The sequence below is a fragment of the Pelagerythrobacter sp. Soil_C_18 genome (assembly GCF_057657235.1).
In genome coordinates this window covers 132,624-150,692 of sequence record NZ_JBDGIU010000001.1, presented here as the reverse complement: position 1 = coordinate 150,692, position 18,069 = coordinate 132,624, and the positions used below count along the sequence as shown (strand labels likewise).

Here is an 18,069-nt window from a genome sequence, read left to right as displayed (position 1 = left end):
ACGCCAGAACGCTATTGCTTGTCTGCGCATGGGGCGCCGATCCCGCCGCTCCCGGAAGCGCGGCGACGAGTCGCTTCCGAGAGCGTCAGCCTCGCGAGTCGTTATGAGAACCAGGGCCCGTCGAGCGGATTTGTCAGGTGCCGCCGCGCGGCTTTCACGAGCCGCTGCACACGGAGGCGGTAAGAGGCACTGTCGGTGCGCCAGCGACGGCCCGGTATGGCTGAGCCGAAGAAGGCGCGCGCCAGCACCTGTTGGGATGCCCCGGCTGCGAGGCCATCGGCGGTCCTAAGTTCCAAAATCCAGCGCGGCGCACGGACCTCGCGCGGCCGGAGCCTCGCGGGCATGTCGCCGCCGCGCGCGAGCGCGATCAACCGTTCGAGCGTCTCGAGCTTGGGTTCGGCTGCGTCGAGACCGACCAGACGGTGCTCGAGCAGGGCCGGTCCGGCGAGGAGGGTTCCATCGTGGAGCGCTAGCCGCACGGCCCAATGGCCGTCGCTGAGCAGCCAGTGCTCGGAACCGGTCTCGTCGACTTCCACCGAGACGAGGTCCGCGAGCGTGCGGATGTCAAGGAGATCGCCCTCGCCATGCGCTCCTGCCACAGGCGTGCTCTCGATCACCCGCGGGTCGCGCTCGCGTGTCCAGATCGGCCGCGCCAGCGGGGTGGGGCGATCGGGATCCTCGAAGGCCAGCAGGCCGAACGCGGCAGGCGGCACATGACGCTCCTCCCAGGCCTGACGGTAGGGGCGGTGCCGACGGAGCCATTCCCAGGCGAAGCTGCGACGATCCGCGCGCATCAAGGCAATATAGGGTGCAGCGCTCCGCCAGTTCTCAGTGCTGTCCGTACTGACGAAGGGAGGGCGCTTTGACATCAACGGCGATATTTGGAATATAGTTCGAATATATTCACCGTCTCGTGTTTAGTGAAAAGGCTTTTCGGTGTCAGCCGCCCTGGTCTGTGGCTGTTGGTTTATTCATCCCGTGTCGGCGCTTTATCGGGAGAGCAAAGCCGGCTCGGACTGGTGGAAAGGGGCGGACTGCCGGGGCGGCTTGAAACGCATCGCCTGTTCGTCGCAGCGACTATGGCGACGCTGGAAACGGCGCACCGGTTCCGTCTCGAATTCTTCCAAGTCCGCACCGCGGCAGATCTCAAGGACCTGCTCGGCGAAGTCTGCGCGCTGCTGGGTTGCAGCTTCTACGCGCTCACACACCATGTCGACTTCCTTGGCGCGCCCGACGCGGGCGTCCGTCTCCACAATTACCCCGAAGACTGGGTGCACTGGTTCGACAGCCAGCGGCTCGGTATCGACGATCCCGTCCACCGGGCGAGCCGGCGAACCGCCGCCGGGTTTGCCTGGCGCGATGTGCCCAAGATCATCCAGCTTCGCCCTGCCGACGCTGCGGTGCTCGACCGTGCACGCCGCCACGGGATCGGCGAGGGGCTCACGATTCCGGCCCATGTTCCCGGCGATGCGCACGGTTCCTGCTCGTTCGCCTGGAGCGAGGGCCAGGCGCCGGAAGTGCGGGCGCTCTCATTCGCGCAATCGATCTCGGCGTTCGCGTTCGAGGCGGCGCGCAGCCTGTATCGCGGTCCGGTCGCTGCGGCGCCGAGACTGACCGATCGCCGGCGCGAATGTCTGGTGTGGGCCGCCCGCGGCAAAACCGATCCGCAGATCTCGCGCATTCTCGGAATCCGGCACGGGACCGTGGTGGAGCATATGCGCAATGCGCGCCGCCGTTACGAAGCTCCCACACGCGCGCGGCTGGCCGTGCGCGCCTTGTTCGATGGCGCCCTGCATTTCGGCGAGATCGGCGAGCCCTGACACCCCCATTTCTGGGAATGGTCTTCGCCGCACATGCCGTTCAATTGGTCTGTCTCACTCGCAACAAGGGGAGACAGTCCAATGTTACGCATCATCGGCCGCGAGGCCCGCAACCGTGAGCACAAGGCGCTGCGCGCGATGTTTGAAGCGCGCAAGCGCGTCTTCGTCGACCTGCTCAAATGGGACCTGCCGGTTCTCGCCGGGCGCTACGAGGTCGACCAGTTCGACGACGGGAACGCGGTCTATATCATCGTCACCGACGAGGCCGCATGCCACCTCGCTTCCGCGCGTCTGCTTGAAACGACGCGGCCGGCGCTGCTCGACAGCCTCTATCCCGAGCTCGTCGACGGGCCCGTTCCGCGCGGACCCGATGTCTTCGAGATCACGCGCTTTTGCCTGTCGCCTGAGATCGGTGCACGCCTCCGGCGCAAGGCACGCGACGCGCTGCTCGTCGGTCTTGCGCAGTATGCGCTCGATCACGGCATCTGCAGCTATACCGGCGTCGCGGAAGTCTCCTGGTTCGAGCAGATCAGGCGTTTCGGCTGGGGTTGCCGCTCGCTCGGCGCGCCGAGGGGCGAGGGCGGCCGCCTCCTGACCGCGCTGCGCATCGAGATCGACGACACGACGATTCCCCGCCTCGCGCTCAACGGCATCTCGGCAGAGGCGCAGGTTCGCGCGCTGTCGGCCCAGGCGGCATGAGGGAGGGCGCCATGGACACCATCCACATCGCCGCGCCGCATATCCCCGACGCCGGCAACCAAAGCCCTTCCGCAGCCTTGATGAAGCACGGTCATACTATCGTGCGCGGGGCCGTTCCCGCCTCGCGGATCGCGGAGATCGGGTCCGATCTGGAGGAACGCTTCGCGGCAACGCCGTTCTGCCAGGGCGGTTTCTACGGCGAGCGCACCAAGCGCTTCGGCCGCCTCCTGATCCGTTCGCCGCATATCGCCGGCCTCGTCATGCATCCGGCAATCCTCGCGCTCGCCGAGCGCGCGCTCGGACCCTGGTGCGAGCGGATCCAGCTCAACCTGACCCAGGCGATCGAGCTCCATCCCGGCGCGCGGGCGCAGTTTCCGCACCGCGACCAGGACATGTGGGCGGGCGAGACGGGCCGCACCGAATACCTCGTCAATGTCATGTGGCCGCTCTCGAGGTTCACCAGGGACAATGGCGCGACGCGCATCTGGCCCGGGAGCCACGGCGCGGCCGCACATTCCGAAACACCGGAGGGCGAACCGATCGTGGCCGAGGCCGGCCCCGGCGATGCGATCGTCTTCCTCGGCTCGACCCTGCACGGCGCCGGCGGCAACTCGAGCGGCCGCGTGCGGCGCGGGATCATCGTCAGCTACTGCCTTGGCTGGCTCAAGCCTTACGAGAACCAGTGGCTCGCCTATCCGCCCGACGTGGCCCGGCGTTTTTCGCCCGAGCTCGCGGCACTCGTCGGATACGCGCAGCACCGGCCCAACCTTGGGAACTTCGAGGGGCAGTGCCCCTCGGTCCTGTTCGGCGGTTATCCGGGCGAGCCGCTAGCCGCAATCGACGCGCTGCGCCCAGACCAGGCGGCGCTGCTCGCCGAGCATGTCGCCCAGCAGCGCAAAGCGGACGCTGCGGAGAATGCGCCGTGAGCCCGGGCGCAACCATGGAGCGCGTCTACCGCGAGCTCAAGGAGCGGATCATCAGCGGGCACTTTGCGCCCGGCGCCCGGCTCGAGCCCGCGCATCTGGCGCACGAACTGACCGCGAGCGCGACACCGGTGCGCGACGCGCTGCAGCGGCTCAGTGGCGAACGCCTTGTCGAGAGCCGGCATCACGAGGGCTTCCGCCAGGCAGCGCTCAGCGAAAGCGACTTGCGCGATTCCTACGCCTGGCTCGAAGCGCTTCTGCGCCTCGCCCTGAGATCGCCCGGCGTGCCTCCTCGCCTCGGCGGCGCATCGCCCGCTGCGACGCCCGACAACTACCCGCTGCGTATCGCGGACCTGTTCCGCGCGATCGCGTTGCAGTCCGGCAACCGCGAGCTCCATTTTGCCATCTTCAACGCCGTCGACCGGTGCCACGTGCTCAGGCGGGCCGAACTTGCAGCCGATCCTGCGAGCGTGGACGCCTTGCGGGCAATGGAGGCCGACTTCGAAGCGGGCCGGTGGGCCGACCTTCGCAAGAAGATCGGGCAGTTCCACCGCGCGCGTATCGCGGCAGCGGACCGGATCGCCGAGCGCCTGCGGCCCCCACCTCCAGGGCTGGCGCAACATTCGTAGCATAGCGGCCGTATAAACTGGCTATATCGCTCCGCCCCCATAGCCTTCGAGATGCCGCAATCCTGCGGTGCTCTTGAAAGGAAGTGACCATGGAACGCACAAGCGAACCGCTCGATGTCATCGAGCTGGGAGCGATCAGCGCGGACACGCAGGGCAACGAAGGCCGGCCATTCGAAGGCGCGGGCCTCCTTCCCGTGATCGGTCTCAGCGACGACTGATCGGTGAAAGCCGGGTGCCGGCAGTGCTGGCACCCGGCAAGCCGGAGACTTCCATGGGATGGCATCTCTCGCCGGGCGTCGCCTTCTGCGAGGTGGGCGGCAAGCCGATCTTCTTCGATCTGCACACCGACCGCTATGTCTCGTTGGCAGCCGGGGACCGCGCCGTCTTTAAAGCGATGCGTGAGGGTCGGGAGGTGCATCCCGGTGACGCTGCCCGCCTTGTCGGCGCCGGACTTCTGGTCGCCGTCGCGGGTGAGAGCAACCTGAATCCAGTCTCTGTTGCGGTGCCCCAGGACGATCTCGGTCCCTTGAGCGACAATCAGGCATCGCTCGGCGATATTGCGCGCGTCTCGGCGAGCCTCGTGCGGTCGAAGCGCGCCGCGCGCCGTGGCCGGATCGCGCAGACCATTCTCGCCCTCCAGGATCGCAAGCGCGAGCTCGCAGAGCCCTCCGACCCAGCAGCCGTGATCGCGACCGCTCTCGGCTTTTCCGCCTGCAGGCCACTCGTCCCGATTGCGCGGCGGTGTCTGATCGATTCGCTTGCGCTGATGGACCTCCTCCTTGCGAGGGGGCATGCCGCCACCCTCGTCTTCGGTGTCCGCACAGATCCTTTTGCCGCCCACTGCTGGGTCCAGACGGAGCACCATATCCTGACTTGCGCGGCCGACGATGCTCTCGGTTTCACGCCGATCACGGTTCTGTGATGCGCCGCGGGCTCCTTGCACTCGTCGCCGGTGGCGGTCATCGCCGGGAGGTTTGCCTTGCGGCGCAGCGCGAGCGGCTGCGGCCCGTCGTCGCGAGCCCGAACCTGCTCCTGTTCGCCGGTCAGGGCCTGGCGGTTGCCCACACCGAACCCGGTACTTTGGTGATCGGCGACATGTTCGATGCGACCGGGGGCGCGGCCGACGCATGGGGCAGTTTCCTGCGGCTTACCGAAGAGAAGGGCGGAGACGTATCGATCGTTCGCGCGCCCCTGACGGGCCTTCCGTTCTACTGGGCCCGCTTGGGAGGCGGCGTCCTCGGATTCTCGCATCTCGAGCTGGCAAGCGACCTCCTCACGCTTGAACCGGACGTCGATTTCCTGCGGCTCAGCCTCGCCTACCGCAACCTGCGGACCGCACGCACCGGTCTTGCCGGCGTCCGCGAACTGCTTGCCGGTACGCGGCTCCGCAGCGACGGGGAACGCGTGGACATCGATCCGGTCTGGTCCCCCTGGACCTTTGCCGCCCTGCAGGTCGAGACTGATTCTGCCCGTGCACCCGCCGCCTTGGCGGAGTGCGCCATTTCGGCGGTCGACCAATGGTCGGCACGCCGCGGCGATTTGCTGCTCGAGTTGTCCGGTGGGCTCGACAGCTCCATCATTGCCGAGTGCCTCGCGGAGGCCGGACGGCGGTACAGGGCCGTGACGGTAGCCACCGCAAGCGCCGATGGCGACGAAAGACGCTTCGCGCGCGATGTGGCCGCACACACGGGCGGGGAGCTTGCGGAAGTCTGGCATGACGACGCCGTTGTCGATCTGACGCGTGCCCCTGAGAGGCTTACACCGCGCCCGGCAGCGGCCAATATCCTGCGCGGCTTCGATCGAGCGATCGAAAGCGTCTGGCAGCGGGACCGATCGGCCACCTATCTGAGCGGAATCGGCGGGGACAACGTCTTCAACTACAGCAACTCGATTGCGCCCGCTCTCGACGCTGGTTGCAGGTTCGGGACCGGGCGGCGCCTCCTTCAGGTGATTGGCGATATTGCGCGCGTGACAAGCACCACCGCCTGGCACGTCGGACGTGTCTACCTGCACCGGCGGGTACGGGGCGCTCGACCTTCATGGCCGCGCGAGTCCGATTTTGCCGTACCGGACTCGCTGCCGGAAAAGCCGCCGCTGCATCCCTGGTTGCTGGATGCAACGAACCGACCGCCGGGTGCGCGGCAACACGTCGAGGCGCTGATCCGGATCTCCGATTTCCTCGACCGCCCAGATCGCTGGTACGGCCGCGATGTCGTCGCCCCGCTGCTCTCGCAGCCGCTGGTCGAACTTTGCCTTTCCGTACCCAGCTGGGAGTGGGTTGACGGCGGACGCGATCGCGCAGTGGCGCGCAAAGCCTTCGCCGGGCGCCTTCCGCCCTCGGTCGCAGGCCGCAGGACGAAGGGAAGGCTGCAGACCATGGCTGGCCAGATCTTTGTCCGCGAGCGCGCAAAGCTCAGGCCGCTGCTTCTGGAAGGACGCCTTGCGGCGATGCATCTGTTGGATCGGCCGGCAATCGAGACCTATCTTTCCCAAAGCAGGGTCGAAGACGACTTCCGGCATTTCCGGTTGATGGAAATCGCCGATCTCGAGCTCTGGCTGCAGGCCGTCGAACGACCCGGAGGCCGCTGAGCGCCCAGCTTCCGCCAGCGTGCGTACTGAGCCACTTTCGCCGGATCGGGATCGATTTCTCCTAGGAGCCAGAAGCGGAACCAGTCCAGATTGCGTTCGTAGGCTGCCAGCTTTTGCCGCGGCGACACTTTGATGTGCGGCGCCAGCGGGAACACGTGCAGTTCGCCGACCCCCGCGGCAATAAGCTTTGCGTGAAGCTCGGGCGAAAGCCGTGCCTCCTGTTCGGGCAGTTGCATCAGGACCGGGACGCGCACGCTGGCGCTGTAGCGGGCCGGCGACAGCCGTTCCCATACCGTGGGCGTCTCGTCGGGCGAGCCAAGGCCCCAGTGGCGCTGAAGTATGTCACCGAACCTGCCGCGATCCGCAATGCTGTTGAACCAGTAATACGCCGGCTCGATCTGGACCGATGCGATCGAGACGGCGGTGAGCAGATCGCTGTGGCCGGCGATCCACATCGCAACCTCGCTGCCGAAGCTCAGGCCGCCCATGCCCACCCGTTTCGGATCGACTATGCCTTCGCCCTCAAGCTTCTCGATCGCCGATCGGACGGCGGCAAGACCGTGATTGTACCGTGCCTCGGGTCTGTCCTCCACCATCGGCAGTGCATTCATGCAAAGCGCCGCAATCCCGCTGCTCGCCAGGGCGAACAGCGGCCATTCGTCGCCAAGGCCGCCGCGAAGATAGCCGGAGCAGCGATAGTAAGTGATGAAGAGCGGATGAGGCCCGGGTCCTTCGGGACGGATGAGCCAGCCCGACGCATCTTCACCGCCTGCACTCCAGGTCAGGAACTCGGCGTCGAGCCCGCCGCCGGGGTGATCCGCATTAGGCGCATGGAGAACCTGGATAGGGCCGCCGGCAAGCGGGATGCGGACGAGCCGCGGCGCGACGTCAGGGCTCGCCTCAACGCAGATGAGCGCCTCGGCAGCGTGGGCGCACGGCGACGTCTCGGCCCGGCCGCCGTTCAGCAAGCCTTCGCTTTCCTGCAGAATCGTTGCAGCACCGCGTTCCCGATCGACGATCCAGATTTGTTGCCGGATCGCCTTATCCTGAAGCGTGATCGCCCACCGTTCGCCGGAAAGCGCGACATGGCTGACGACCGAAAGGTCTTCGGCTGGGTGGGGCAATATCCCTTCGATGTCCTCTGGCAGCGCCGATCCGGTAACGTCCAGACGCGATTGTTCGCCGGGCGTCGCGGCGCGTTCGCGGCCGGTGAGATGATTATGGACACGCACCGTCCGCGCCGCCGACGCGAGCAGCGGCTCCCTTTCATACCAGCGTCCCGACCATCGCTCGCTGGCGGCCCGCCCGTCGATGACCGCCCCGCGGTAGACGCCCTGAGCCAGATCGACTCGCTCATCCACTAGAACGCCGTGATCGCGCTCCGCCGCCTCGGTCCGTGCGACGGCATCGCGCGACGGACCCGTCTCGTAGACGATCTCCCCGTTGCCGATCGTGGTGAAGCGCGAGACATTAGCGTCGCCTACGACAACCGACTGCGGCGCTTGCCCGTCGATCGTGAACGCCCAGATGCCGACCGCGTCGTCGATCAGCGCGCGCGCGTAAAAGGTCCCGGAGTCCGCCGCCCAGTGTGCCGTGCCTGGCTGGACGACGCCGACGCCGTTCCACATGGCGAGACCACCGCTTCCGACATCACGCGGGCGACCCGAACCATCGGCGGGGACCACGTACCACCGCGTCACGATGACGTTGCGCGCAATCGACGGTCTCTCGAGGCGATAGGCTATCCAGCGACCGTCGGGCGACGCGGAGAGGCCGGAGATGTCCGCGATCTGGACGATCTCGGCGGGCGTGGTCTGCGCCATCGCCGGAGCTGCGAGAGCGAGCGCCAGCGGCCATGCGAACCGGTGGCTTACCACCGGACCGTCGCCTGCAGCGCGATGGTGCGCCCCGCCGCGTCCGCCTTTTCGGGATCGTAGGCCAGCGCCGATGTGATGGTCTTGTTGTTCACGTAAGGCGGTGCGCTGTCGAACAGGTTGAGGATCGACAGCGCCAGTTGCAGCTCACGGCTGCCAGCCAGGTCCTCAATGCGTTGCGCGAGCTGGAGATCGAACGTTGTCCAGGAGTCGACCCTCTCGGGAACCGCGGGAATCTGGTTCGTGTACCCGGTGGTATGATTCACGTGGGCGGTGGCGGAGAACCCGCCGCGGGACCATCCAGCGCGCCCGCGGGCGCGCCAATCGACGGGATGGGCAAAGGTGCCGACCACGTCGGTGAAGGGGGCGCCCGGTGCCAGCTGCTGGTCGATCTTGAAGATATGGCTCGCCATCACGCCAAGATCGAGCCGTCCGCCGGCCAGCGGCGGCGTGTAGCCGACCTCGACATCGAGCCCTGTCTGATGGACCGCCGAGAGGTTGCGGACCTGACCGTCCAGGATCGCGGTGATCTCGGATGGCGCGATCCCGAGCGGATTGGAGAACGTCGGAGCCGCATAATAGAAGGCGACGCGCTCGGGGGATGGCGGCTCGTCGATCAAGCCGCCGAACACATCGCGGCGGCTCAGGAAGCTCGCAAAATCCTGCGTCGCTGTGCCGATGCGGTCCCGGTAATCGACGTCGTAATAGGTCAGCGAGGCCCGGAAGTGCGGAATCAGCGATGGCGTGAGGTCGATGCCGGCGGTCCATGTCGTTGCGTGCTCCGGCCGAATGCCGGGCGCATATCCGAACAGAGCGAGGACATTCGCCCGCCCTGGCGCGTTCGGGTCGGCGACGATGGTCGCGAGATAGAGGGATACCGTGGGGCCGATAAGCTCTTCGAAGCTCGGCGGCCTGAACGATGTACCGTAGGAACCCCGCAATCGGATTCCCTCAGCCGGTTCCCAAATGACACCTAGCTTGGGATTGGCGGTGCGGCCGACGTCGCTGTAATCTTCGATGCGGCCGGCCAGCGAAAGGTCGAGGCGCCGCAGGCCGGGCATGGCGTTCTCATCTCCGAAAATCGGGATGAGCAGTTCGGCGTAGGCCGAACGGATGTGGCGCGGTCCTGGCAATTCCGGGGCGTCCCGCTCGACCGGCGCGAGTGTGCTGATATCGACGCGAGAGTGCGCATCGTACTTCTCCCGCCGGTATTCCGCGCCGAGTGCCAGCTGGACTTCACCGGCCGGAAGCCGGAACAACGGGCCATCCGCCCGCAGCGCAGCTGCATGGCTTTCGAAGCGGGTTGTCGACACACGGCTGCCTCGAATCCGGTCGAGGGTCGCGGGGTTGTTGCCGCTCCCGTCACCGAACACATTGAGCGCCGTCGCGGAATCGGCATCGGCAAGCGCCAGGGCCATCCGTGCGCGGTTGGGGACGTTGAGGTCGGTGCGCCGCTCGTGCTGGCGCCCGTATGTGCCGCCGATATGGATGCGCCATGCACCGAACGACTGCTCGAAGTCCGCCGCTGCCGTGATGCCGGAGACACGGCCGCGGTCGATCTGCGGACCGAGTTCGTCGGCGAAGCTGTAGCGCACCATGACCGGCTGATTGGTGCCGATCGGGTCGATGTAGAACGGGTTGATCACGGGCACCGTCACCGCCGTGTCCGTCTCGGGAAGGGCGACCTTCTCGTAGGACCGCCGGGCGGCGAGCACGCTGGCGCTCAGCTTCGAAGTCTCGCCCAGCCACAGCGCCCCGGCTGCGTAGAAACTGTGCGTGCGCTGGCTCGGAACAATGTCCGTTGCGGCGCGAACGTCGTGGAGATTGGCCGTTCCCGCCACAAGCGCCGCCGGATCCAGCGCGCGTCCGTCCTGTCCGGCGGGGATGGCAAAGGTGGCCCCATCTGCGGCGACGATCGTCCCAGGCGCACCATAATGGGAGCGATAGTCCGGACCGCCGAAGGACCGCAGATCCTCGGTCGCAAACGGACGTGCGCTCGCCGGCAGACGGTCTCGGTCGTGAAACTGATAGGCAAGCACCAGATCGCCGCTGTCCCACCGCTTGCCGAGAAGCTGGCCGAGCTGGATGGATCCCATGGCACCGTTTGCCGTCCCCACGCGCAGCATCGTCTCGGCGCCCTCGAACCGATTTCGCAAGCGGATGTTGACGACACCCGCGACCGCGTCCGCGCCGTAGATGGCCGATGCACCGTCGGTCATGACCTCGATCCGCTCGATCGCGTTCACGGGGATGAGCGACAGATCGGCGAATACGCCCCCGAGCCCGCCGAGGGCCGGGCGGTTGCCGTCGATCAGCACCAGCGTCGACGAGGCGCCGAGGCCACGCAGGTTGATACTGGAGCCGTAGCCGCCATTCGTTCCGGCGCCGTTGCGCGTGCTGGCGCCGAGGGTTGCCTCGTTCTGCCCGCCGCCGAAGGCCTGCGGTACCGCCTGGAGGAGATCCTGCACGGTCCCAAGGCCGCTTCGTTCGATATCGGCCCGGTCCAGCGTTAGCACGGGCGAACCCACGGGCTGCTGACCGCGAATCCTAGTACCGACCACGAGGATCGGTTCCGTTGACCCGTCGTTAGCGGCCACGCGGGTGCCGCGTTCGGCGTGCAGGACGAGAGCGCCGCCGACGACCTCCGTCGTGAAGCCGCTTCCCGCAAGGAGCCGGCGCAGGGCCTCGTCGGCCGACAACCGCCCTTGGACGCGGTTGCCGCGCCGATCCTCGATCACGCTCGCATCGGCCACGACTTCGCGGCCGGAGACGCGGGCGTATTCGCGCAGGGCCTCGCTGAGCGGCTGCTCGGCAATGTCGTATTCCCGGCGGTCGGCGTCGCTCGCTTGCGCCAGGACAGGCTGGGCATACGTGGCGGCCACTGCGCAGCTTGACGCCAGGAGCGCGGCCAGGACTCTCTTGTGCATTCATCCCTCCCATGCGGCCATGACGGCCGTCTGGGAGGGGCAAATGCCGGTCGGCGGCTTATCCCCCCGGGTTTTTTCGCCGGGCGCTCAGGACATACGCGTCGCTGCTGCTTGCAACCTCGAGGTCGAGCGCAGCCGCGAGCTTGCGGGCGAGGGCCGCGCTGTCGGCGAGGTCGAAGCGGCCGGACAGGGCGAGGGCGCCCAGTTCCGGCTCGGCAAGCCCGATCGGGACCGGATTGAGCTGGTTGGCAGCCTCGATCACCGTCCGAAGCGGGAGTCCGTCGGCCTCGAGCATCGTTGTGGTGGCAGTGCCTTGGGCGGCGTCCGCGTGCCCATGCTGCGACCGAGCGCCCGCCGCCGGAGTGATCCGGCGCGGCGCGCCGCCCTCGACTTCGGCGCTCTCCCCCGGCGCGAGTCGAACGGCCTCGGCGTCCGGCGAGGAGCGCACCTCGACCGCGCCCTCGATCAGATGAACCCGCGGGTGGGCACCGCGCAGATCGATCTCGAACACGGTGCCGAGCGCGGTGGTCTGCGAATTGCCCGCGAGCACGATGAATGGTCTGTTCGCATCGTGCGCGACCGTGAAGCGCGCGCGGCCGCCCTCCAGGCGCACGCGCCGCTCGCTGGCCGTGAACTCGGTCCCGATCTGCGCCCCGTCCATCAGGAGGACCGTGCTGCCGTCGGCGAGGCGCAGCGTGCCGGCCGCGGCCTCCGTTCCGGCCATGTCGTTCATGCGGGGGGTGGCTTGCAGGTACCAGGCGCACACGAGGGCGACTGCTGCGGCCGCCACAGCCGCCCAGCGCAGCGGCACCCGCCGCAAAGCGCCACGTGCTTCCTCGGGCCTGGGTACGTCGCCGCGGGCCAGATTGCGGGTGAAATGCCAGTCGTCCTCGCAGCTGGCGTAGGCGGCAGCATTGCGCGGATCGCGCAGCCAGTCCTCGAAAGCGGCGCGGTGCTTGTCTGCATCGGGGCCGCGCATGAGCGCGAACCATTCGGACGCCTTCCGATCGCGTGTCACGGACGCTTGCTCCGTACCCGCCGGATCGTGCGCATGGCTTTCGCGATGTGCTTCTCGACGCCTTTCACGCTCATCCCCATGGCCGACCCGATCTCCTCATAGGTGAGACCGTCTATCCTGTGCATCAGGAAGATGTCACGGGTCTTGGGCCGCAGCCGGCCAAGCGCCTCGCCGACGCGCCGCATCTCGTCGCGCGCCTCCAGCGCGGCATGGGGATCGGGACCTGCGATCTCGGGCTCCTCGTAGCTTGTGTGATGCGCGGCCATCCGGCGTGCGTCGGCGCGCCCGCGCTCGGCCAGAAGGTTGCGCGCGGTGCGGAAGAGGTATGGGCCGGGCTGCTGCGTCAGGACGCGTGGATAGGCGCTGCTCGCCATCAGACGGCGAAAGCACTCCTGGATGAGGTCTCCGATGTCCTGCGCTGGAGCCCGTGCCTTGAGGAAGCGGGCAAGCCTCGGGTGCTCTTCGCTGTAGACAGCTGCCGCGCGGGCGCGAGCGCCGTGGGCGGCCCAGTTATCGGGCGGTAAGGGATCGCCTGTCGCAATGCCGCGGGCTCGGAGCGTGCTGCTGTCGTCGTGATCCATCGCCAAGTCGCCTCGTCCGCGCTGGACGACGAGGCGGCCGAAGCCGGGTGTCGAGAACATACTTGACTATGCGCCGCCGCCTTTAGCGAAAACGCCTGGACATGCGCGACGGCCACCCGGCCGGATGGCGCTGAAACTCTCGATTCAAGCGGGTTCTCAAGCCCGGCATCGTGCGTCTCGTTGCCCGATGCCTGGTCAGCATAGCCTTGCATCAATCAGATGCAACATGGTTGCAGATGAAACGGGTTCACTATGGATGTAATTGACCGTTCCGGCCCGTGAGTGAAGTGGCGGTCCACATAAACCGTTAGCTTGACGGAGGCTGCACGAGTATATTTCATATTATTCAAAGGTGTAGTTGCGAACCGTTGGTCGTCGGGGTCGCTTCTCGGCCACCGCGGCAAGCGACCCGGATTTCTCAAGCGGACTTCGTTCGCACGGTCGACTGCACTGTGATGATCTGCTTCGTTGGGCCGCAGCCCGGATCAGCGCCAGCTCGCGCAAGTGCTTCCAGCGTCAGGGAACCGCTGCGGAGGGAATGCCCGAGGGAATCAGGAACAGCGGCAGGATCCGCGCGATCAGGTCGCGCATTGCGCCGTCGTCCTGACCGAGCATCTCGCGCACGTGCGGACCGATCAGCGCATCGCCGAAGGCGCTGACCGCCATCATCAGCACCGCGGCACGGACCCGTTCCGGCGCCGCATCGTCGGTGGACTGCCCGACGATTGCTTCGACCAGCGCACGCACGGCCTCGCGCACGGGTTCAAGCTGCTTCACGTCGCCGGACAGGATGATCCATGCGGCGAGGGGTCCCGCGCCGCCCTCATCGAACGCGTCGAACACCTTGTCGGCCACGGTCCGCGGCGCCGCCGCATCGGTCTTGAGCAGCTCCACCACGTTGTCGAGTGCTGTGGTCAGGTCGCGGATCATCGAGCCCATTAGTGCGGACTGCAGGCTCGCCGCCGATCCGAAGTGATGCAGCACGTTGGCGTGGGTCATACCAAGTGCACTCCCGACACTGGCAACGGTGACAGAGGCTGGACCTCCGCTGAGCAGCAGGGCGCGAGCGGCCGCCAGCGCCTCGTCCCGGACCTCGTCCCCCATCCGCTTGCGCCGCCGGACCGGTTCGCTCCTTCTGTATGCCATCGCTTGCTCCGATCAGATTCTGACGGTGCCGTCCGGATCCATGCGCTGCATCCGCGAGCACGGTGCCGCGCCCCTCCGACCGCCTTCCAAAGCATGCATAAAATGAGTTTACATATACATCAATGTAAATTATCATGCGGAGCAAGCTTAGAGACTCCACGTGATGAAGGATTCGACAATGTCTTCAACCCGAACCCCCGACGATATCACGATTCACAAGCGCAACTGGAAATTCGGCCGGGAGGAGCCCGTCCGCCGCTGGTGGCACGACGGCGACCCCGGGCGCACCGCGTTCTTCAACGCGCTGTCCTCGACCTTCCCGGTGGGCGAGAAGTTCTTCATGACCACGGTGCGCCATTACCGTGACGACGCGCCCGAGACGCTGCGCGCGCAGATCGACGATTTCGTCTATCAGGAATCGATGCACACGCGCGAGCACGTGTTCTTCAACAAGCAGGCTCGCGATGCGGGATACGACATTCGCCCGGCGGAAGACCGCGCTGCGCGCACGATTGCCTGGGCCAAGCGCCGCAAGCCGGTGATGCAGCTTGCAGCCACCTGCGCGCTCGAACACTTCACCGCGACCCTGGCGAACGCCGTTCTCTCGAACCCCGAGCATCTTGCCGGCGCCGAGCCGGAAGCGCAGCGCATGTGGCGCTGGCACGCGATCGAGGAGATCGAGCACAAGGCCGTCGCTTTCGACACCTGGCTCCACGCGACGCGCAAGTTCCCGCGCTGGCGGCGGTGGCTCGGACGCTCCTTCGCGATGGCGGCGGCGACCGTGCGGTTCCACTACGTGATCTTCCGCAACACTGCCGGCTTGCTCGAGCAGGACGGCAGGAACGACTTCGCGACCTGGCGCAAGCTGCTGCACTACCTCTATGTCCGCCCCGGCGCCATGCGCCTGCTGGTGGGCAGCGCGATCGGGTACATGCGCCCGGGCTTCCACCCGTGGCAGCATGACGACCGCGCGCTCGTCGCCAGGGCCCTCGACACGCTCACGCCTCCCGCCGATGCGGAGCCGGCGTCGTGAGGGCGGTGGCGGTCATGCTCGGGCTGTTGCTGGCCGCAACCGCGCCGGCAGCAGCGGCGGACGGTAGCCGGCTTCTCGGCGTCTGGGCGACCGGCAGCGAAGGCGGCCGGGTCGAGATCTACCGCTGCGGCGCGGCCGTGTGCGGCAAGATCATCGACGCGACGCGGCTGCGCGCCAATCCCGACCTGCGGGACGTGCGCAATCCCGACAAGTCGCTCAGGGACCGCAAGCTGAAGGGCCTGGTGGTGCTGCGCGGGTTCACCGGCGGCCCGGCCGAATGGCAGGGCGGCCCGGTCTACGATCCGGAATCGGGCGACGGAGCCGCCAAGGGCTACCTGACCCTGCGCCGCGACGGCAAGCTCGAGGTCAAGGGCTGCAAGGCCGCGATCTTCTGCCGCACCAAGGTTTGGACCCGCGTGCGCTGATCATGTGAAGGGCTCCTCACAAGGGACGAAGTCGCATCCGTCCCTTGCGCGCCCGCGACGCCCATGGGTGCCGCGGGCGTCTTTTTGTGGTCGGCACAGGCGCATGACCCAAAGCGGACGCCGCGCGGCGCGCGGCGGCGTTCCTGATGGGCCTGCCCCTCTCGCGCGGGGTGGGCGGCGCTCCCTTCTGGGCTCGCCCGCTGCGGCCCGCAAGCCGGCTGACGCCGGCTCCTCCACTGATCGTTCCGGCCTGACGGTGCGGGCCGCCGCGTGCGGCGAGCCCGGCAGGTCGCTTCACCGCCCACCCCCCGCTTCGGGGGAGGCCCGGTCGGGTTTGGGGCGGGAAGGAGGCTCGATCATGCACCCGGACCCCGACTGCCGCACCGGAACCCGGCGCTGCCGGTTCACTCCGTCCGCCATCGTAGACAAGGCGGCAGGACCATCGTGCGCCGATCTCTGCGACGACGTCACCGAGCGGATCGTCGGCGAACTCGAGGCAGGCCGCCTGCCATGGGTCCAGCCGTGGGGCACCAGTGCCGGCACACCCGGACCCGGCCTCCCGCGCAACGCGCTCACCGGCCGCAGCTACTCGGGTATCAACATCCTCATCCTGTGGGGCGCGGTCATCGAGCATGGCTATCCCGCGCAAGGCTGGTTGACCTTCCGGCAGGCGCGCAAAGCGGGCGGCTCGGTGCGCAAGGGCGAGCGCGGCACCGCGGTCGTCTTTGCCGACCGCTTCGTTCCCGCAGCCGAACGGCAGCGCGCCAGCGAAACCGGAGAGGAACCGCGCAGCGTCCCGTTCCTCAAGCGCTTCACCGTGTTCAATGCCGCGCAGTGCGAGGGCTTGCCGGATGACATTCCCGTGCCCGCCCCGCCGCTGCCCGAGCGGGAGGTCGTTCCCGTCGCCGAAGAGGTGATCGCAGCGAGCGGCGTCGAGGTCCGGATCGGCGGCGACATGGCCTATTATGCGCCGGGTCCCGACTACGTGCAGGTTCCGCCGCAGCCGTCGTTCTTCCACCAGATCGACTATTACCGCACGTGCCTGCACGAGCTCACCCATGCGACCGGACACGCCTCGCGCCTCGCGCGCGATCTGACCGATCCGTTCGGCTCCAAAGGCTACGCGCGTGAGGAACTCGTCGCCGAACTCGGCAGCGCTTTCCTCTGCGCGGCGCTCGGCATCCGTCCGACCGTCCGGCACGCCGATTACATCGCCTGCTGGCTCGACGTGCTGCGCGAGGACAGCCGGGCGATCTTCCGTGCCGCAAGCGCGGCAAGCAAGGCCGCCGACTGGCTGCTCGCCCGGCACCGCGTGCGAAAGACGGAGGCGCAGGCATGATCGACCTTCCGTCCCCTGTCGTCCGGGTCCTGCGTCTCAATGCGGCCTTGGCACGGCGCCACGCCGAGCGCGGGCAGGCCTTCGATCCCTGGCCCGTGCTCAAGCTGTTCAATCCCGCTGGCGCCGCGACCTGGATCGCGACGGAGCTGGACGAGGACGGCGACACCCTGTCCGGCCTCGCCGACCTTGGCTTCGGATGCCCCGAACTTGGCACCTTCTCGCTCGCCGAACTGGTCTCGGTGCGGCTCCCGTTTGGCCTCGGCATCGAGCGCGATCTCCATTTCGAACCGCTCGTACGGCTCTCCGTCTGGACCGATGCGGCGCGCCGGTGCGGCTCCCTCATCGGCGCCGAGGCGGCGCTGCGCCGCGCGCGACGCGATCAGCTTCCGACCGATCCGAAAGGGAAGGGCGGTTGACGAGGCGGCGCGCCTTCGCCGCCGGACAAGCCGCTCCGTGCGCACCTGCAACAGACAGCGGGCAAGCCGTCGCAGCCGATCGCGCCTTTGCCTGAGCCTCGCTGCGCGACTGCTTCCTTGCTGGACCTTCGGCGCGCATCGGAACCACCCCTAGCCGGCCGAGAAGGTGGATCGCAGCCACTGCGCCATCTGTTTTTCGGCCTCGGGCGTCAGCTCCAGATGCGTGCGGCGCCCATCTGCAGGATCCGGCCGGCGTGCAATGAGCCCGCGGCACTCGATCCGCGACAGCCACCGCAGCGCCGTGCTGGCAGGAACATTTGCGGCAATACACGCGTCCGATACCGTGACCTGCTTGCCCTCATTCGCGCAGGCGAACAGGTCGAGCAGAAGGTCCCACGCGGGATCGGCGAACAGGTCATCGGAAAGGGCGCCTGCCCGTTGCCGCCGGCAGCGAAGGTAGTGCCGGGCTGTCGCGGCCAGCTCGCGCCGGCCAGACACCTCGGAGACTCCGTTATCGCCGACGCGCGGGCCCTGTGTCCCGGCCGGCGCCTCAAGTTCCCTGTCGATGACCGCCAAGCGCTGCGCGAGCGACCGTGCCATTTCCGCCAGGTCGTGCAACGTTCCCGTGCCCGATGCACCGACCGGTGGCG

General features: G+C 67.6%; 18 protein-coding genes. 11 read left to right on the top strand and 7 right to left on the bottom strand.

What is annotated here, in order from left to right:
- Positions 1–101: 101 nt before the first annotated feature.
- Positions 102–869 (bottom strand): transcriptional regulator domain-containing protein, encoded by a 768-nt coding sequence (locus AC3A5N_RS00670; protein WP_487735380.1) that lies wholly within the window; start codon positions 867–869, stop codon positions 102–104.
- A gap of 210 nt (positions 870–1,079) precedes the next feature.
- On the opposite strand from AC3A5N_RS00670, the gene AC3A5N_RS00665 reads away from it, so the two are divergent.
- From AC3A5N_RS00665 to AC3A5N_RS00635, 7 genes are all read left to right on the top strand, one after another.
- A complete protein-coding gene (locus AC3A5N_RS00665) occupies positions 1,080–1,820 on the top strand; it encodes a LuxR family transcriptional regulator (protein ID WP_487735379.1) in 741 nt (246 codons plus the stop codon).
- Between the two features lie 81 nt (positions 1,821–1,901).
- Positions 1,902–2,519 (top strand): acyl-homoserine-lactone synthase, encoded by a 618-nt coding sequence (locus AC3A5N_RS00660; RefSeq protein WP_487735378.1) that lies wholly within the window; start codon positions 1,902–1,904, stop codon positions 2,517–2,519.
- Positions 2,520–2,599: 80 nt separating this feature from the next.
- Positions 2,600–3,445 carry a phytanoyl-CoA dioxygenase family protein gene (locus AC3A5N_RS00655; RefSeq protein ID WP_487736300.1) on the top strand — a complete coding sequence of 282 codons (846 nt, stop codon included), beginning with the start codon at positions 2,600–2,602 and terminating at the stop codon, positions 3,443–3,445.
- Positions 3,442–4,071: a GntR family transcriptional regulator gene (locus AC3A5N_RS00650; protein ID WP_487735377.1), complete on the top strand. Its 630-nt coding sequence runs from the start codon at positions 3,442–3,444 to the stop codon at positions 4,069–4,071. Before AC3A5N_RS00655 ends, AC3A5N_RS00650 begins: the two co-directional genes overlap by 4 nt.
- Positions 4,072–4,160: 89 nt before the next feature.
- Positions 4,161–4,289, top strand: a complete 129-nt coding sequence (locus AC3A5N_RS00645) for a benenodin family lasso peptide (protein WP_487735376.1) — start codon at positions 4,161–4,163, stop codon at positions 4,287–4,289.
- A 23-nt stretch (positions 4,290–4,312) separates the two neighbouring features.
- Positions 4,313–4,993 carry a lasso peptide biosynthesis B2 protein gene (locus AC3A5N_RS00640; RefSeq protein ID WP_487735375.1) on the top strand — a complete coding sequence of 227 codons (681 nt, stop codon included), beginning with the start codon at positions 4,313–4,315 and terminating at the stop codon, positions 4,991–4,993.
- Complete coding sequence (locus AC3A5N_RS00635; protein ID WP_487735374.1) at positions 4,993–6,660, top strand: asparagine synthase-related protein; 1,668 nt, start codon at positions 4,993–4,995, stop codon at positions 6,658–6,660. The genes AC3A5N_RS00640 and AC3A5N_RS00635 overlap by 1 nt, the downstream gene beginning before the upstream one ends.
- Here AC3A5N_RS00635 and AC3A5N_RS00630 read toward each other — a convergent pair.
- From AC3A5N_RS00630 to AC3A5N_RS00610, 5 genes are all read right to left on the bottom strand, one after another.
- Positions 6,552–8,537, bottom strand: coding sequence for an Atxe2 family lasso peptide isopeptidase (locus tag AC3A5N_RS00630; protein ID WP_487735373.1), 1,986 nt, complete (start codon positions 8,535–8,537; stop codon positions 6,552–6,554). The two genes, AC3A5N_RS00635 and AC3A5N_RS00630, sit on opposite strands and share 109 nt — an antisense overlap.
- Positions 8,531–11,461: a TonB-dependent receptor domain-containing protein gene (locus tag AC3A5N_RS00625; RefSeq protein ID WP_487735372.1), complete on the bottom strand. Its 2,931-nt coding sequence runs from the start codon at positions 11,459–11,461 to the stop codon at positions 8,531–8,533. The genes AC3A5N_RS00630 and AC3A5N_RS00625 overlap by 7 nt, the downstream gene beginning before the upstream one ends.
- 58 nt (positions 11,462–11,519) lie before the next feature.
- On the bottom strand, positions 11,520–12,479 hold the full coding sequence (locus tag AC3A5N_RS00620) for a FecR family protein (RefSeq protein ID WP_487735371.1): 960 nt from the start codon (positions 12,477–12,479) through the stop codon (positions 11,520–11,522).
- A complete protein-coding gene (locus AC3A5N_RS00615; protein ID WP_487735370.1) occupies positions 12,476–13,120 on the bottom strand; it encodes an RNA polymerase sigma factor in 645 nt (214 codons plus the stop codon). Before AC3A5N_RS00615 ends, AC3A5N_RS00620 begins: the two co-directional genes overlap by 4 nt.
- A gap of 456 nt (positions 13,121–13,576) precedes the next feature.
- Positions 13,577–14,206, bottom strand: a complete 630-nt coding sequence (locus AC3A5N_RS00610; protein ID WP_487735369.1) for a TetR/AcrR family transcriptional regulator — start codon at positions 14,204–14,206, stop codon at positions 13,577–13,579.
- 178 nt (positions 14,207–14,384) lie between these two features.
- Between AC3A5N_RS00610 and AC3A5N_RS00605 the strand changes: the two genes are divergently transcribed.
- The 4 genes from AC3A5N_RS00605 (at position 14,385) to AC3A5N_RS00590 (ending at position 17,419) form a co-directional block, all read left to right on the top strand.
- Positions 14,385–15,239, top strand: coding sequence for a metal-dependent hydrolase (locus tag AC3A5N_RS00605; protein WP_487735368.1), 855 nt, complete (start codon positions 14,385–14,387; stop codon positions 15,237–15,239).
- The gene (locus AC3A5N_RS00600) at positions 15,236–15,664 is read left to right on the top strand and encodes a DUF2147 domain-containing protein (RefSeq protein ID WP_487735367.1); all 429 of its coding nucleotides are present in this window, start codon (positions 15,236–15,238) and stop codon (positions 15,662–15,664) included. Before AC3A5N_RS00605 ends, AC3A5N_RS00600 begins: the two co-directional genes overlap by 4 nt.
- Positions 15,665–16,022: 358 nt before the next feature.
- Entirely contained in the window at positions 16,023–17,003 is a 981-nt protein-coding gene (locus tag AC3A5N_RS00595; RefSeq protein WP_487735366.1) for an ArdC family protein, read from the top strand.
- On the top strand, positions 17,000–17,419 hold the full coding sequence (locus tag AC3A5N_RS00590) for a DUF2958 domain-containing protein (protein WP_487735365.1): 420 nt from the start codon (positions 17,000–17,002) through the stop codon (positions 17,417–17,419). Before AC3A5N_RS00595 ends, AC3A5N_RS00590 begins: the two co-directional genes overlap by 4 nt.
- A gap of 150 nt (positions 17,420–17,569) precedes the next feature.
- Here the strand turns inward: AC3A5N_RS00590 and AC3A5N_RS00585 are convergent, their stop codons facing one another.
- Positions 17,570–18,037, bottom strand: coding sequence for a winged helix DNA-binding protein (locus AC3A5N_RS00585; protein WP_487735364.1), 468 nt, complete (start codon positions 18,035–18,037; stop codon positions 17,570–17,572).
- Positions 18,038–18,069: the final 32 nt, after the last annotated feature.

Coding starts and splice junctions, on each gene's coding strand:
- AC3A5N_RS00670 (WP_487735380.1), bottom strand. CDS start 869: ATGTCAAAGCGCCCTCCCTTCGTCAGTACGGACAGCACTGAGAACTGG.
- AC3A5N_RS00665 (WP_487735379.1), top strand. CDS start 1,080: ATGGCGACGCTGGAAACGGCGCACCGGTTCCGTCTCGAATTCTTCCAA.
- AC3A5N_RS00660 (WP_487735378.1), top strand. CDS start 1,902: ATGTTACGCATCATCGGCCGCGAGGCCCGCAACCGTGAGCACAAGGCG.
- AC3A5N_RS00655 (WP_487736300.1), top strand. CDS start 2,600: ATGAAGCACGGTCATACTATCGTGCGCGGGGCCGTTCCCGCCTCGCGG.
- AC3A5N_RS00645 (WP_487735376.1), top strand. CDS start 4,161: ATGGAACGCACAAGCGAACCGCTCGATGTCATCGAGCTGGGAGCGATC.
- AC3A5N_RS00635 (WP_487735374.1), top strand. CDS start 4,993: ATGCGCCGCGGGCTCCTTGCACTCGTCGCCGGTGGCGGTCATCGCCGG.
- AC3A5N_RS00625 (WP_487735372.1), bottom strand. CDS start 11,461: ATGCACAAGAGAGTCCTGGCCGCGCTCCTGGCGTCAAGCTGCGCAGTG.
- AC3A5N_RS00615 (WP_487735370.1), bottom strand. CDS start 13,120: ATGTTCTCGACACCCGGCTTCGGCCGCCTCGTCGTCCAGCGCGGACGA.
- AC3A5N_RS00610 (WP_487735369.1), bottom strand. CDS start 14,206: ATGGCATACAGAAGGAGCGAACCGGTCCGGCGGCGCAAGCGGATGGGG.
- AC3A5N_RS00605 (WP_487735368.1), top strand. CDS start 14,385: ATGTCTTCAACCCGAACCCCCGACGATATCACGATTCACAAGCGCAAC.
- AC3A5N_RS00595 (WP_487735366.1), top strand. CDS start 16,023: ATGCACCCGGACCCCGACTGCCGCACCGGAACCCGGCGCTGCCGGTTC.
- AC3A5N_RS00590 (WP_487735365.1), top strand. CDS start 17,000: ATGATCGACCTTCCGTCCCCTGTCGTCCGGGTCCTGCGTCTCAATGCG.